Origin of the sequence: Pantoea sp. MHSD4 (assembly GCF_021043305.1) — a bacterium.
Classification (GTDB): domain Bacteria; phylum Pseudomonadota; class Gammaproteobacteria; order Enterobacterales; family Enterobacteriaceae; genus Pantoea; species Pantoea eucalypti.
This window is the reverse complement of the sequence record NZ_JAJNDH010000001.1, coordinates 207,882-222,216: the sequence shown is the minus strand read 5'-3', so window position 1 is coordinate 222,216 and position 14,335 is coordinate 207,882. Positions and strand designations below refer to the sequence as shown.

15 protein-coding genes are annotated in these 14,335 nt (G+C 54.2%); 7 read left to right on the top strand and 8 right to left on the bottom strand.

Features of this window, described 5'->3' with window-relative positions:
- The first annotated feature begins 308 nt into the window (after nucleotides 1–308).
- Nucleotides 309–647, top strand: coding sequence for a FlxA-like family protein (locus tag LQK91_RS01040; RefSeq protein WP_033761500.1), 339 nt, complete (start codon nucleotides 309–311; stop codon nucleotides 645–647).
- Here the strand turns inward: LQK91_RS01040 and LQK91_RS01035 are convergent.
- Nucleotides 644–1,564, bottom strand: a complete 921-nt coding sequence (locus tag LQK91_RS01035; protein ID WP_003848882.1) for a LysR family transcriptional regulator — start codon at nucleotides 1,562–1,564, stop codon at nucleotides 644–646. The two genes, LQK91_RS01040 and LQK91_RS01035, sit on opposite strands and share 4 nt — an antisense overlap.
- Before the next feature lie 95 nt (nucleotides 1,565–1,659).
- Between LQK91_RS01035 and LQK91_RS01030 the strand changes: the two genes are divergently transcribed.
- Nucleotides 1,660–2,676 (top strand): bile acid:sodium symporter family protein, encoded by a 1,017-nt coding sequence (locus LQK91_RS01030; RefSeq protein ID WP_003848880.1) that lies wholly within the window; start codon nucleotides 1,660–1,662, stop codon nucleotides 2,674–2,676.
- A gap of 27 nt (nucleotides 2,677–2,703) precedes the next feature.
- On the opposite strand, the gene LQK91_RS01025 is transcribed toward LQK91_RS01030, so the two are convergent.
- From LQK91_RS01025 to zipA, 3 genes are all read right to left on the bottom strand, one after another.
- Nucleotides 2,704–2,922: a DUF3820 family protein gene (locus LQK91_RS01025; protein WP_003848878.1), complete on the bottom strand. Its 219-nt coding sequence runs from the start codon at nucleotides 2,920–2,922 to the stop codon at nucleotides 2,704–2,706.
- Nucleotide 2,923: 1 nt separating this feature from the next.
- The gene (gene ligA, locus LQK91_RS01020; protein WP_003848876.1) at nucleotides 2,924–4,942 is read right to left on the bottom strand and encodes an NAD-dependent DNA ligase LigA; all 2,019 of its coding nucleotides are present in this window, start codon (nucleotides 4,940–4,942) and stop codon (nucleotides 2,924–2,926) included.
- Nucleotides 4,943–5,017: 75 nt separating this feature from the next.
- Nucleotides 5,018–6,022, bottom strand: a complete 1,005-nt coding sequence (zipA, locus tag LQK91_RS01015) for a cell division protein ZipA (RefSeq protein ID WP_008926527.1) — start codon at nucleotides 6,020–6,022, stop codon at nucleotides 5,018–5,020.
- A 218-nt stretch (nucleotides 6,023–6,240) separates the two neighbouring features.
- Between zipA and cysZ the strand changes: the two genes are divergently transcribed.
- Both cysZ and cysK read left to right on the top strand, forming a co-directional pair.
- A complete protein-coding gene (gene cysZ, locus LQK91_RS01010) occupies nucleotides 6,241–7,008 on the top strand; it encodes a sulfate transporter CysZ (protein ID WP_105098931.1) in 768 nt (255 codons plus the stop codon).
- Between the two features lie 141 nt (nucleotides 7,009–7,149).
- Complete coding sequence (cysK, locus tag LQK91_RS01005; RefSeq protein WP_003848872.1) at nucleotides 7,150–8,118, top strand: cysteine synthase A; 969 nt, start codon at nucleotides 7,150–7,152, stop codon at nucleotides 8,116–8,118.
- Here cysK and LQK91_RS01000 read toward each other — a convergent pair.
- A complete protein-coding gene (locus tag LQK91_RS01000; protein WP_153574537.1) occupies nucleotides 8,096–8,410 on the bottom strand; it encodes a hypothetical protein in 315 nt (104 codons plus the stop codon). The genes cysK and LQK91_RS01000 overlap by 23 nt on opposite strands.
- A gap of 95 nt (nucleotides 8,411–8,505) precedes the next feature.
- Between LQK91_RS01000 and ptsH the strand changes: the two genes are divergently transcribed.
- The 3 genes from ptsH to crr all read left to right on the top strand — a co-directional run bounded on the left by ptsH (nucleotide 8,506) and on the right by crr (nucleotide 11,195).
- Nucleotides 8,506–8,763, top strand: coding sequence for a phosphocarrier protein Hpr (gene ptsH / locus LQK91_RS00995; protein ID WP_003848868.1), 258 nt, complete (start codon nucleotides 8,506–8,508; stop codon nucleotides 8,761–8,763).
- 161 nt (nucleotides 8,764–8,924) lie between these two features.
- Nucleotides 8,925–10,652: a phosphoenolpyruvate-protein phosphotransferase PtsI gene (gene ptsI, locus LQK91_RS00990; protein ID WP_003848857.1), complete on the top strand. Its 1,728-nt coding sequence runs from the start codon at nucleotides 8,925–8,927 to the stop codon at nucleotides 10,650–10,652.
- Between the two features lie 42 nt (nucleotides 10,653–10,694).
- Nucleotides 10,695–11,195, top strand: coding sequence for a PTS glucose transporter subunit IIA (gene crr, locus LQK91_RS00985; protein ID WP_008926530.1), 501 nt, complete (start codon nucleotides 10,695–10,697; stop codon nucleotides 11,193–11,195).
- A 61-nt stretch (nucleotides 11,196–11,256) separates the two neighbouring features.
- Here crr and LQK91_RS00980 read toward each other — a convergent pair whose 3' ends face one another.
- The 3 genes from LQK91_RS00980 to cysM form a co-directional block, all read right to left on the bottom strand.
- A complete protein-coding gene (locus LQK91_RS00980; RefSeq protein ID WP_003848854.1) occupies nucleotides 11,257–12,597 on the bottom strand; it encodes an ATP-binding protein in 1,341 nt (446 codons plus the stop codon).
- A complete protein-coding gene (locus LQK91_RS00975) occupies nucleotides 12,594–13,274 on the bottom strand; it encodes a response regulator transcription factor (RefSeq protein WP_003848852.1) in 681 nt (226 codons plus the stop codon). The genes LQK91_RS00980 and LQK91_RS00975 overlap by 4 nt, the downstream gene beginning before the upstream one ends.
- Before the next feature lie 169 nt (nucleotides 13,275–13,443).
- Nucleotides 13,444–14,328, bottom strand: a complete 885-nt coding sequence (gene cysM / locus LQK91_RS00970) for a cysteine synthase CysM (protein WP_003848848.1) — start codon at nucleotides 14,326–14,328, stop codon at nucleotides 13,444–13,446.
- Nucleotides 14,329–14,335 lie beyond the last annotated feature (7 nt).

Here is a 14,335-nt window from a genome sequence, read left to right as displayed (position 1 = left end):
AGAGCGTTGGCCCGGCAACGGGCGCACCTCAGGGATGAGGTAAGTAATCGCGCGGGCCGAGCGAGCCATGGATGGCGGTTTTAGCGTCTTTCCGATCTGACCCTGTTTCCTGCGCTGGCTCGCTCTCACTGCCATCAGTCCAGACTTTGTCGACAATCTGAAGGCCTGTAAGGCGCTTTTTTCGTTTCTGCTGTTTAGACATTGGCTTGTAGATAAGCTCCCTTCTTTTCCAAACCTTAACAATCTCCGCGCTAAAGTCGTTTCACTGCGTGCCGATAACGTATGTGACGACTTACAGGGAGAAAATGATGTCCTCAATTTCCGGAATTTTAAGCAGTGCGGTCAGTAGCGGTGACAGCGGCGGCAGTGTTGCTTCTCAGGTCGCAGCCCTGAATAAACAGATTCAGAATGTCTTAACCCAGGTCAAAGAGCTGGCCGACAACAAAGAGCTGACTGACGAACAGAAAGCTGAAATGCAGCAGATGTATCAGTCGCAGCTCACCATGCTGCAGGCACAGATTGCGCAGCTGGAGCAGAAGCAGGCGGAGCAGGATCAGCCAAAAAGTGACAGCACGCCTGTCAGTGAGAACAAAGCAGACGGCATTAACCGCCCTACCGACGCCAATAAAGTGGACGTCTATATCTAAAACGCGGGGCTGGCTTCGCGTTGTTGCGCCAGCAGCGCTGCCTGCTGGCGCACTTCCTGCCAGATCGCTTCGGCAGCAGGCGTCAGCGAGCGGTTTTTACGTTTGATCAGCGTCAGGCTGCGATTAATTTCCGGATAAAGACGACGCACCCTAAGGTCACGATCGGCCGGTAACGGTAAGGCCAGTGCGGGCAGAATACTGATGCCGATCCCCACTTCTACCATCGGAAACAGCGTAGCGGGATGGCCTATCTCCTGCACCACTTGCGCCCTGATGTTCTGCTGCTGCATCGCCGCATCAATCAGTACCCGACTGCCGGACGCGTAATCCTGCAGCACCATGGTGCGACCATCCAGCATCGACCATTCAGCCCTTTCCACCTGCGCCAGCGGATCATCATCGCGGCACAACAGCAGGAAAGGCTCATCCAGAATCGCGATGCTATCAAAATCACTGTCGCTGAGCGGCCCAATCACAATCCCGAAGTCGACCTCGGCGTTACGCACACTTTGCAGCACCCACTGCTGAGCGCGATCGTGCAGTATCACTTTGATATCGGGAAAGTGCTGCTGACTTGCAGCCAGACATTGCGGCATCAGATGCGCAGAAATAGTCTGGCTGGCTGCCACTCTGACGGTGCCGCTGCGCTGCTCACCAAAACTGCGGATATCCAGCAGCGTCGTATGAATCTCCTCCAGCAGGCGCTCCATCCGTGACGCCAGCTGCTTGCCTGCCTCGGTCAGCATCACCTCACGCGTGGTGCGATCCAGCAGCCGGACGCCGGTTTCCGCTTCCAGCTCTTTAATACTGTGGCTGACTGCCGACTGACTCAGACCTATCGCCTGCCCCGCCTGACTGAAACCACCGTAGTGTGCCACTGCAATAAAAGTCCGAAGCTGACGCAGGGTATAATTCATCGATTATGCTCATAGATTAATTCAATAAATCAATTTTATTTCTAAAACCAATTCACGCACAATCGCGCTATTGAAAAATTTACCGGATTTTAACAATGGGCTTTTTAAAACTCGATCCGATGATGGTCAAACTCATCATCACCGTGCTGCTGGCGTCGTTCCTGCCAGCGAAAGGGATCTACGTCGATGTCTTCAGCTACCTCGCGACGGCAGCGATAGCACTGTTATTCTTTATGCACGGTGCCAAACTTTCGCGTGAAAAAATCATCGCAGGCAGCAGCCACTGGCAGCTGCATCTGTGGATTATGTTCAGCACCTTTGTGTTGTTTCCCGCGCTGGGTCTGCTGCTGGTCTGGTGGCATCCGGTTGATGTCGGTCCGGAAATTTATACCGGCTTTATCTACCTCTGTATCCTGCCAGCCACCGTTCAGTCCGCTATCGCGTTTACCTCTATGGCAGGCGGTAACGTTGCAGCAGCGGTGTGCAGCGCCTCGGCATCAAGCCTGCTGGGTGTATTTATTTCGCCGTTGCTGGTGAACCTGGTGATGGATATTCACAGCAGCGCGCCCAGCGACGGTCTGGAGCAGATCGGTAAAATTATGCTGCAACTCATGGTGCCATTCATTCTGGGCCACCTCTCTCGTCGCTGGATCGGTGGCTGGGTTGAGAAACACCGTAGCCTGATTGGCAAAACTGACCAGACCTCGATTTTGCTGGTCGTTTATTCCGCCTTCAGTGAAGCCGTGGTGAATGGCATCTGGCATCGCGTTGGCTTGACTACGCTGCTGTGGATTGTGGCAGGTTCAATCATCCTGCTGACCGCCGTGCTGATTATCAACCTGCTGGCCTCGCGCCTGTTCCGCTTTAAACGTGCCGACGAGATTGTGGTGCTGTTTTGTGGCTCGAAGAAGAGTCTGGCGAACGGGGTGCCCATGGCGAATATTCTGTTCCCGGCCAGCACCGTGGGGATTATCGTGCTGCCGCTGATGATTTTCCATCAGGTTCAGCTGATGGTCTGCTCGTTTATTGCCGGCCGTTACAAGAAGACCAATGAGAAACAGCAACAGCAGACGCTGAAGGTTAAAGATTCGGTGATGGAGTCACAGAAGTAGAACAGGTGCCCGCCTGCGCGGGCACAGTTACTTGCGGGTCTGGAGCGGTTTAACTAATCCCTCCAGACCTTCAATTTTTATTGTCAGAGTCAACTGCATCAAATCCCCCAACAGCCCCGACGGGAAGTCGCCACTGCGGGCAAACCACAGCAGATAAGGCTCAGGCAGATCGATCAGCATCCGCCCTTTATATTTCCCAAACGGCATCGGCGTATTGGCTATCGCCACCAGCTGGTGTTCATCCATCTCAGGCCCCCAGCAGGCGAATCATTTCCGCTTCATCAATCACCTCTATGCCCAGTTCCTGGGCTTTCGCCAGTTTGGAACCGGCAGCTTCTCCGGCAATCAGCAGATCGGTTTTCTTCGATACGCTGCCGCTGACTTTTGCGCCGAGCGCGACGAGCTGCGCTTTGGCATCATCACGGTTCATCTGCGACAGCGAGCCGGTCAGCACCACCGTTTTCCCCGCGAACGGACTGTCGATCTCTTCGGCTTTCACTACCACCACCTGCGGCCAGTGAATGCCGATCTCTTCGGTCAGCTGACGGATAACTTCACGGTTGCTCTCCTCTTCCATGAAGTTGCGAACGTGTGTGGCAACAACTTTGCCCACATCCGGTACCGCAATGAGCGCCTCAAGATCGGCATCCATCACCTTCTGCAGCTCACCAAAATGGTTAGCCAGATTAGCGGCGGTAGCTTCACCCACTTCACGAATGCCCAGCGCATAGAGGAAGCGTGCCAGCGTGGTCGACTTCGCTTTCTCCAGCGCATCTACAACGTTTTGCGCTGATTTCGGCCCCATGCGATCCAGTCCGGTCAGCTTGCCCGCCGTGAGACGGAACAGATCGGCTGGCGTACTGACGTACTCTTTCTCCACCAGCTGGTCGATAATCTTATCGCCCATGCCATCCACATCCAGCGCCCGACGTGAGACAAAATGCTTCAGTGCCTCTTTGCGCTGTGCGCCGCAGATCAAGCCGCCGGTGCAGCGCGTGACTGATTCGCCTTCAACCCGTTCAACCTCAGAACCGCAGACCGGACAATGGGCAGGAAATACCACCTCACGCGTCTCTTCAGGTCGCTCCGCGATAACCACGTTGACGACCTGCGGAATCACATCGCCGGCGCGGCGAATCACAACTCGATCACCGATGCGTAAACCCAGCCGTTCGATTTCGTCTGCATTATGCAGTGTGGCATTGCTGACGATAACGCCTGCGACCTGCACCGGCTCCAGGCGAGCTACTGGCGTGATAGCGCCTGTGCGGCCAACCTGAAATTCGACGTCGCGCACCCAGGTCAGCTGTTCCTGTGCCGGGAACTTAAAAGCAATCGCCCAGCGCGGCGCTCGCGCCACAAAGCCCAGCTGCTCCTGCAGCGCCTGTGAATCGACTTTGATTACGACACCATCGATATCAAAACCCAGGTTCGGACGTTGTTGCTCAATTTCCCGATAGAACGCCAGGGCTTCCTCCGCATTATGCACCCGCTTAATGCGGTCGCTGACCGGCAGGCCCCAGGCTTTAAACTGTTGCAGGCGCGCCATGTGGCTGTGTGGCATCTCACCGCCTTCCAGCAGGCCAAAACCGTAGCAGAAAAATGTCAGCGGACGTTTGGCGGTAATGCGTGGATCAAGCTGACGCAGGGAACCTGCTGCTGCATTACGCGGGTTAGCAAAAACTTTGCCGTCTGTCCGACGCGCTTCTTCATTAAGCTTCTCGAAGCCGCGCTGCGTCATAAACACCTCGCCGCGCACTTCCAGCCGGGCCGGGATGTTGTCGCCCTTCAGCCGCAGCGGGATAGCGCGAATGGTCCGGACGTTGGCGGTAATGTTCTCACCGGTCGTGCCGTCACCGCGCGTCGCGGCCTGAACCAGCAGGCCATTTTCATACATCAGGCTGACCGCAGCGCCATCGAGCTTGAGTTCACAGCAGTAAGTAATGTCCTCACTGTTTTTCAGCCGATCCTGTACCCGCTTGTTGAAAGCCATAAATGTGGCTTCATCAAACGCGTTGTCCAGCGACAGCATCGGCACTTCATGGCGAACCTGCTCAAATACCGTCAGCGGCGCAGCACCCACACGCTGGGTGGGCGAATCCGGTGTAATGAGATCGGGATGTTCCTCTTCCAGCTGACGCAGTTCACGCATCAGGCGATCGTATTCAGCATCCGGCACTTCCGGCGCATCCATGACGTGGTAGAGATATTCGTGATGGCGCAGCGTGGTGCGCAGTTCGGTGATGTGATCCTGGACGGATTTCATAAAGCCCCATCAGATAAAAAACCCCCGACAGGCGGGGGTTTGTTTTAACAATTCAGATAGCGTTTAGCGCAGGTGTCAGACGCCAACCACATCGCGGATACGCGCTTTGTAAGTTTCCAGCTTCTGTGGCGTCATCATGCGACGCTCATCGTCGAGCACAACGCCACCAACATCATCAGCGATACGCTGTGCAGACTGCAGCATCAGCTTGAAGTTCTGATTCGCATCGCCATAAGAGGGCACCATCATAAAGATGGAGATACCAGGCGTGCTGAAATCGGTCATCATGTCAGGATTGAACGAACCTGGCTTGACCATGTTAGCCAGACTGAACAGCACCGGACCACTGCCTGCCGGACTAAGATGACGATGGAAAATATTCATTTCACCAAACTGGAAGCCCGCCTGCAGAATACCCTGCAGCAACGCTTCACCGTTCAGTTCGCCGCCCGAATGGGCAGCAACATGCAGCACCAGTACGGCTTCTTTCGGTTTTTCTGCTGGCGCTTTAGCCGCGGGTTGTTCAGGCGCAGGAGGCGCTGACACCTCAGGCTGCGGTTGTGGCTCAGGTTCAGCCTGGTACTGCGGCGCAGGCTGCACAGACTCCAGCGGATCCAGATCCAGCAACGGGTCGGCCTGAACAGGCGGCGCGACGAAAGTCTGCGCTGGCTGCTGACGCACCGGTTCAGGGCGCGGCTGTGGAGCAGGCTTCGGTGCCGTAGTGAACAGCGGATCGCTGTCAGGTTCGGGTTGCGGTGCGGGTCGTGGCGCAGGCTGACGCACAGGCTCAGCGGGCGCTTGCTTACGCGGCGCTTCTGGCTGTGGTTCGCGGATCTCATCGAAACGCGGTTCCTGATGGACGTTGCGCTCAGAACGAACACGAACCTCGCCGACGCCGTCATCTTCGTCGTCAATCAGGTCCTGCTCATCATGGTCATCACGTTGTTTTAGACGTTTGTGCGGGCGATCACGGAACACTGACGAACGCTCTTTACGGCTGGTCCACAGCCCGTGAAGAAGGAGCGCTATAATGGCGATCGCGCCAACAACGATTAATATCAGACGCAAATCCTGCATCATTGTATTCTCTGTTGTTCCAATACCTTGCCACCGCGGCAAACTTTATCCTCTAACTGTATTTGCCCTGCTACACAAGTGCAAGTCTGTGCAGTATTTTCTGACAAATAAGATAGGCAACCCACGCTTTTTCGCTGTTTTTTTACCCAAACGGCACCTGGCCTGGAGAAAAAGCCAGGTTATAGTGAGCGCGCCTTAACACCTTCAGGAGAATTGGCTTTATGGCCCTTGAGAATTCCGTCTCAAATTTTAACGGCATGCACTACTTTAGCCAGGGCTGGAAACTGGTCCGTCTGCCTGGCATTCGCCGCTTTGTGGTGATGCCACTGCTGATCAACATCATGATGCTGGGCGGCGCATTCGTCTGGCTGTTCTATCGCCTCGGCGACTGGATTCCACGCCTGATGGCCCATATTCCCGACTGGCTGCAGTGGCTGAGTTATCTGTTGTGGCCGCTGTCGGTGATTGCGATTGTACTGGTGTTCAGCTATTTCTTCTCAACGCTGGCAAACCTGATTGCTGCTCCATTCTGCGGCCTGCTGGCCGAACAGCTCGAAGGCCGCCTGACCGGTAAGCCCCTGCCCGACAGCGGCTGGGCGGGAATGATTAAAGATGTGCCGCGCATTATGAAGCGCGAGATGCAAAAACTGGGCTATTACCTGCCCCGCGCGCTGGGACTGTTGCTGCTCTACTTTATTCCAGGATTTGGTCAGACGGTGGCGCCCGTGCTGTGGTTCCTGTTCAGTGCCTGGATGTTATCCATTCAGTATTGCGACTACCCGTTCGACAACCACAAAGTGCCTTTTCAGCAAATGCGAAACGCCCTGCGCCGGCACAAAACGGCCAACATGCAGTTTGGCGCGCTAACCAGCCTGTTCACCATGATTCCGATTCTTAATCTGGTGATTATGCCGGTTGCCGTTTGTGGTGCCACCGCCATGTGGGTTGACCGTTACCGGCCGCAACTGGCCCGCAGTGAGGTGCGCTAGTCACACCCGCACGCCTTATGCTCTTTTTAGCAGGGCTTATTGCCGGGCGAAATATAGATATACGATTTCTTTCCTTCCGCCCCCAGGCAGAACAGGTATGCTCATAGCGTTCCCAATAATTCATACAGTTAAGGACAGGCTATGAGTAAGATCTATGAAGACAACTCTTTGACAATTGGTCATACGCCATTGGTTCGACTGAACCGCATCGGTAACGGCCGCATCCTTGCGAAAGTTGAATCCCGTAACCCGAGCTTCAGCGTAAAATGCCGTATCGGTGCCAATATGATTTGGGACGCAGAAAAACGCGGTATTCTGAAGCCCGGTGTTGAACTGGTTGAACCGACCAGCGGTAACACCGGTATTGCGCTGGCCTATGTTGCCGCAGCGCGCGGCTACAAATTAACCCTGACGATGCCAGAAACCATGTCAGTGGAACGTCGTAAATTGCTGAAAGCGCTGGGTGCTAAGCTGGTGCTGACCGAAGGTGCTAAAGGCATGAAAGGCGCCATCAGCAAAGCGGAAGAGATTGTCGCCAGCGATCCGGACCGATATGTCCTGTTGCAGCAGTTCAGCAACCCGGCTAACCCGGAAATCCATGAGAAGACCACCGGCCCGGAAATCTGGGAAGACACGGATGGCGAAGTGGATGTCTTTATCGCAGGTGTCGGCACCGGCGGTACGCTGACCGGGGTGAGCCGCTATATCAAAAACACCAAAGGTAAGAAAGACCTGATAACCGTCGCCGTTGAGCCAACGGATTCACCGGTAATTGCTCAGGCGCTGGCGGGTGAAGAGATCAAGCCTGGTCCACACAAAATTCAGGGTATCGGCGCAGGCTTTATTCCGGGCAACCTTGAGCTGAATCTGGTGGACCGCGTAGTGGCGATCACCAATGATGAAGCGATCAGCACAGCGCGTAAGCTTATGGAAGAGGAAGGCATTCTGGCCGGTATCTCATCCGGTGCTGCCGTCGCCGCCGCGCTGAAGCTGCAGGAAGACGAAACCTTCGCGAATAAAAATATTGTGGTCATTCTCCCCTCCTCCGGCGAACGCTATCTGAGTACGGCTTTGTTTGCCGATCTCTTCACAGAAAAAGAGCTGCAGTAGCAGCGGCAGATAGTCTGAAAATGGAGAAAAAAGCACCCGCCTGGGTGCTTTTTTGTGGTGCAGATCTCACTTTCATAACCCGGCAGATTGATTTCAGTGACGCCGATCTGGTATTCAGACTGCCAATTATTTCGATGCCTGAAATTAATCCGCCTTTGAAGTGGATCAAGCTGAATCGATTTACGGATTCAGTGAAACGGCGAATCACGGCATAATTAACCGGTGACGTGTAGAATCGGTTTTGAGAAGCAACGGAATGTAGATTTGACGCCTGCGCGTCTTTGGTCAGCATGATGCTATACCCGCGCACCTACACAGGCTAAAGTGAAGGCTCCAGGCTAGACTTTAGATCCATAACACTCATCCTGATAACGTTGGGGAAATAGAATGTTCCAGCAAGAAGTTACCATTACTGCACCAAACGGTCTGCATACTCGCCCAGCTGCGCAATTTGTAAAAGAAGCCAAAGCTTTCCAGTCAGAAATTACCGTGACCTCTAACGGTAAATCAGCAAGCGCGAAAAGCCTGTTCAAGCTGCAGACATTGGGTTTAACCCAGGGAACGGTTGTGACGCTTTCTGCAGAAGGCGAAGATGAGCAGAAAGCAGTTGAGCATCTGGTCAAACTGATGGCTGAACTGGAGTAATCTCCGCTCAGCTCTCCAGCCAATCGACTCCTCTGCGCCATTGAGTGCAAACATCTTGATCGCGGACAACCTGTCCGCGTTATTGCTTTCGTAGAGTACGTGTCCCGCGACAATGGCACCGCATAGAGTCCCATCAGCCATCGTGATTAAAAGGTAGCGTTATGATTTCAGGCATTTTAGCATCACCAGGTATCGCTTTCGGCAAAGCACTGCTGCTGAAAGAAGACGAGATCGTCATCAACCGCAAGAAAATTTCTGATGATCAGGTTGAGCAGGAAGTACAACGCTTCCTTGATGGCCGTAGCAAAGCGGCATTACAACTGGAAGCGATTCGCGTCAAAGCGGGTGAAACCCTCGGTGAAGAGAAAGCAGCCATCTTCGAAGGCCACATCATGTTGCTGGAAGATGAAGAGCTGGAGCAGGAAATCATCGATCTGATTAAAAAAGATCACGCTTCTGCCGATGCTGCTGCCTACTCTGTTATTGATGGCCAGGCGAAAGCTCTGGAAGAGTTAGATGACGAATACCTGAAAGAGCGTGCGGCTGACGTACGTGACATCGGTAAACGTCTGCTGCAAAACATCCTCGGTCTGCACATTGTTGACCTGAGCGCTATTCCGGACGAATCCATTCTGGTGGCAAAAGATTTAACGCCGTCAGAAACCGCACAGCTGAACCTGAAAAAGGTGCTGGGCTTTATCACCGATCTGGGTGGCCGTACCTCACACACTTCAATCATGGCGCGCTCGCTGGAGATCCCAGCCATTGTCGGCACCGGCAATGTGACCGTCACGGTTAAAAACGGCGATTTCCTGATCCTGGATGGCGTTAACAATGCGATTCACGTCAATCCTTCTGAAGCGATTCAGGAAGAGCTGAAAGCCGTACAGAATCAGTATCTGTCGGAAAAACACGAATTAGCCAAGCTGAAAGATCTGCCAGCCGTCACGCTGGATGGTCACCAGGTTGAAGTCTGCGCCAACATCGGTACCGTGCGCGATATCGCCGGTGCTGAGCGCAATGGCGCTGAAGGCGTTGGTCTTTATCGTACCGAATTCCTGTTCATGGACCGTGACTCTCTGCCAAGCGAAGAAGAGCAGTTCCAGGCGTACAAAGCCGTTGCTGAAGCGATGGGTTCACAAGCCGTTATCGTTCGTACCATGGACATCGGCGGTGACAAAGATCTGCCTTACATGAACCTGCCGAAAGAGGAGAACCCGTTCCTCGGCTGGCGTGCTATCCGCATCGCTATGGATCGCAAAGAGATTCTGCATGCGCAGCTGCGTGCTATCCTGCGCGCCTCCTCCTTCGGTAAACTGCGCATCATGTTCCCGATGATCATTTCGGTTGAAGAAGTTCGCAGTCTGAAAGCGGAACTGGAACTGCTGAAAGCGCAGTTGCGCGAAGAAGGTAAAGCCTTTGATGAAAGCATCGAAGTCGGCATCATGGTGGAAACCCCGGCTTCAGCCGTGATTGCGCATCATCTGGCGAAAGAAGTCGACTTCTTCAGTATTGGGACAAACGATCTGACGCAGTATACTCTGGCGGTCGATCGTGGTAATGATTTGATCTCGCACCTGTACAACCCAATGACGCCGTCTGTGCTTAACTTAATCAAGCAAGTCATTGATGCATCTCACGCTGAAGGTAAATGGACCGGCATGTGTGGTGAGCTGGCAGGTGATGAACGTGCTACACTACTGTTACTGGGAATGGGGCTGGACGAGTTCAGCATGAGTGCCATTTCTATCCCTGGCATCAAGAAAATCATTCGTAATACTAATTTTGAAGATGCGAAGGCATTGGCAGAGCAGGCACTGGCTCAACCGACAGCGGAAGACCTGATGAACCTGGTAAACAAGTTTATTAAGGAAAAAACGCTCTGCTAATCTGCATGATGCTGGCCCCAAATTACTGCTTAGGAGAAGATCATGGGTTTGTTTTCTAAACTTTTTGGCGAAAAAACGGATAGCGCTGGGACAATTGACATCGTAGCGCCTCTGTCAGGCGAAATCGTGAATATTGAAGACGTACCAGATGTGGTGTTTGCAGAGAAAATCGTGGGCGACGGTATTGCTATCAAACCCAGCGGCAACAAAATGGTTGCGCCTGTTGATGGCACTATCGGTAAGATTTTTGAAACCAATCACGCTTTTTCGATCGAATCAGACAACGGCATTGAGCTGTTTGTCCACTTCGGTATCGATACGGTAGAACTGAAAGGTGAAGGCTTCAAACGCATCGCTGAAGAAGGCCAGAAGGTCAAAAAAGGCGATGTGGTTATCGAGTTCGATCTGCCGTTGCTGGAAGAGAAAGCGAAATCAACCCTGACACCGGTTGTTATCTCCAACATGGATGAAATCAAGGAATTGATTAAGCTGTCTGGCCAGGTCACCGTCGGCGAAACGCCGGTGATTCGCATCAGAAAGTAAGTATGCGTTGATATCATAACGGCACCTGCGGGTGCCGTTATCGTTTCTGCAATACACCTGTTCAGGGCTGCCAGTGTGGCAGACGCAGCGTCAGTTCAAGTCCACCTTCTGGCCGGTTCCGGGCATCAACCTCACCATGATGCGCCAGTACGACCTTGCGCACGATAGCCAGACCCAGACCATACCCTTTACCCATCAGCGGCGAATTTACCCGCACAAACGGGTCAAAGATGCTGGAGAGTTTATCCTCGTCGACACCCGGCCCCTGATCGCACACCTGAATCGCCAGCCACTGCGCTTCTGCGCGCAAATGCACCTCAATCCGCTGTCCTGGCAGAGAGAAACGCAGCGCGTTACGTAACACGTTCTCTACGCCGCGCCGTATCAGCTCGGCATTGCCTCGCACGGTGTAATCAGCCTCGGCATCGACATGCAGCTCAACCTGCACACCGGGAATCTGCGCTTCATAACGGACATCAGTAAGGACTGCCTCCAGTAAACCAGTCAGGTCAAAATATTGCTCATCCGGAATGCTTTCATGCTCGGCCCGCGACAGCGTCAGCAGTTCGCCAATCATCTTGTCCAGCCGACGCGCCTCTTCATCAATGCGATCAAGCGAACTGTTTACGCTCTCTGGCGTCTGTCTGGCCAGTCCGGTAGCCAGCTGAAGTCGTGCCAGCGGTGAACGAAGCTCATGCGAGATATCGTGCAGTAGCTCTTCACGGGCGCGCACCAGGGTGTCCAGCCGCTCGACCATGGCATCAAAGGCTTCTGCAACGTTTGAGATCTCGTCGTGGCGCTTTCGCATGATCGGGAATAGCCGCACACGTAAATCACCCTCGGCGACGCGGGAAAATCCCTCACACAGCTGACGCATAGGCCGCGTCAGATTCCAGGCCAGCAACAGGCTGAACAGCAATCCCACCGAACCGGCAAAGATGAAAATCGGCTCAGGAATATTCAGAAATTTGCGTGGCATCAGATTATGCATGCTGTCTTTGCGCATGCCATCCAGGTCGTAACGCAGCTGATACTCTTTGCCATCAGCACCCTGAACCCAGCGCACCACCTCTTCAGGAAGACGCCCCACATAATCCAGATTGCCGCTGTTTTGTGATTGTGGCGATTTTGCCTGCTGCGTCACATGGAAAAACTGTCGATCGCTGTTATCCCAGTCCGACAGCATCGCATTCAGCGCGTCGGGCCCGCTGCGCGCCAGCACCGATGCAGCAGAAGTCATCTGCAGATCGACAATGCGCCGGATAGCCACAATTTCAGGCGGTTCGTGACGTTTACCGGAGAGCGTAAAACCCAGCCAGATAAGCTGACTCATGATGACAAAAACAATCCAGAAGCCGATAAAAATCTTCCAGAACATGCGTCCACGGTAACTCTGTTTCATCGAATGCGGTAACCGATGCTGCGAACGGTTTCAATGTTGATGCTGTCAGCAGTTAATGCACTGAGCTTCTGACGGATATTGCTGATATGCACATCGACACTGCGGTCATAGGCTTCACGCGGACGACCCAGCCCCTTCTCAGAGAGCTCATCTTTCGACACCACCCGATCCGGGGCGCGCAGCAGTAAATCCAGCAGGTTAAATTCCGATGCCGTCAGATCGAAGGCTCGCCCCTGCCATTCACTCATGCGGGTAGCCGGATTCAGCGTCAGCTCGCCCCAGCGCAGCGGCTCTCTGGCATCAGGTTGCGGAACCTGCTCTTCGAAACGACGCAATACGGCGCGCAGGCGGGCCACCAGTTCCCGGGGATAGCAGGGCTTTGGCATATAGTCATCTGCACCCATCTCCAGACCGATCACCCGATCAATGTTATCGCCTTTGGCGGTCAGCATAATCACCGGAATCCGGCTGTTCTGGCGTACCTGCCGCAGTACATCAATACCGCTCATGTCGGGCAGCATAATGTCCAGAATCATGGCGGTGAACTCACCTGATAGCGCGCCCTGAATGCCGGCGCTGCCGGTCAGAACCAGCTGCGCATCGAACCCCTCGGCGATCAGGTACTGGCTTAGCATCGTGCCTAATTCAACGTCATCATCAACAAGCAAAATTTTCATGTTTATCTCTCGACAGAATTGGCGCTATTTTGTCCTGTACCGGGCGTTCGTGCAGCCTGATTTACGCGATCCTTACAGATTCAGTCTATCTGGCGCGTGAAATACTGTTAAAAAAAAGCCTGTGGGCAGCAAACGCTGCGCACAGGCTGGGTTCCCGCATCAGCAAAGATTACTGATGATAGAGTCCGGTAGAGAGATAGCGATCGCCGCGATCGCAGGCGATCGCCACCACCACGCTGCCCGGATTAGCCTGCGCAATGCGCAGCGCCCCCGCAACCGCGCCGCCTGAACTGACGCCACAAAAAATACCTTCACGGCGTGCCAGCGCCCGCATCGTTTCTTCCGCTTCTTTCTGCGCCATATCCATCACATCATCCACCAGATCGGGACGGTAGATGCCCGGCAGATAGGCCAGTGGCCAGCGGCGAATGCCCGGAATGCTGCTGCCTTCACTCGGCTGTAAACCGATCACCTTCACGCCCGTGTTGTTCTCTTTCAGGTAACGCCCTACGCCGGTGATGGTGCCGGTCGTGCCCATGCTGGAGACAAAATGGGTCATGCGCTGATTCGACTGCTGCCACAACTCTGGCCCGGTCGTCTGATAATGGCCCAGCGGGTTATCAGGATTATTGAACTGATCCAGCACCCGCCCTTCACCACGCGCGGCCATTGCCTGCGCCAGATCGCGTGCGCCTTCCATGCCCTGCTCTCGCGGCACCAGAATCAGCTCCGCGCCGTAGGCACGCATCGCATCCTGCCGCTCCTGACTCATGTTGTCTGGCATCAGCAGGCGAAGACGATAGCCTTTCATCGCTGCGATCATCGCCAGTGCAATGCCGGTATTGCCGCTGGTGGCTTCAATCAGCTGATCGCCGGGTGAAATGTCACCGCGCAGCTCTGCCTGATTGATCATCGACCAGGCTGCGCGATCTTTTACCGAACCCGCCGGATTATTACCTTCCAATTTGAGCCAGACCTCACTGCCGTTGGCAGGCGTCAGGCGCTGCAACTTAATCAGCGGGGTATTGCCGATGGTATTTTCAAGAGTCGTCACGGTCTGC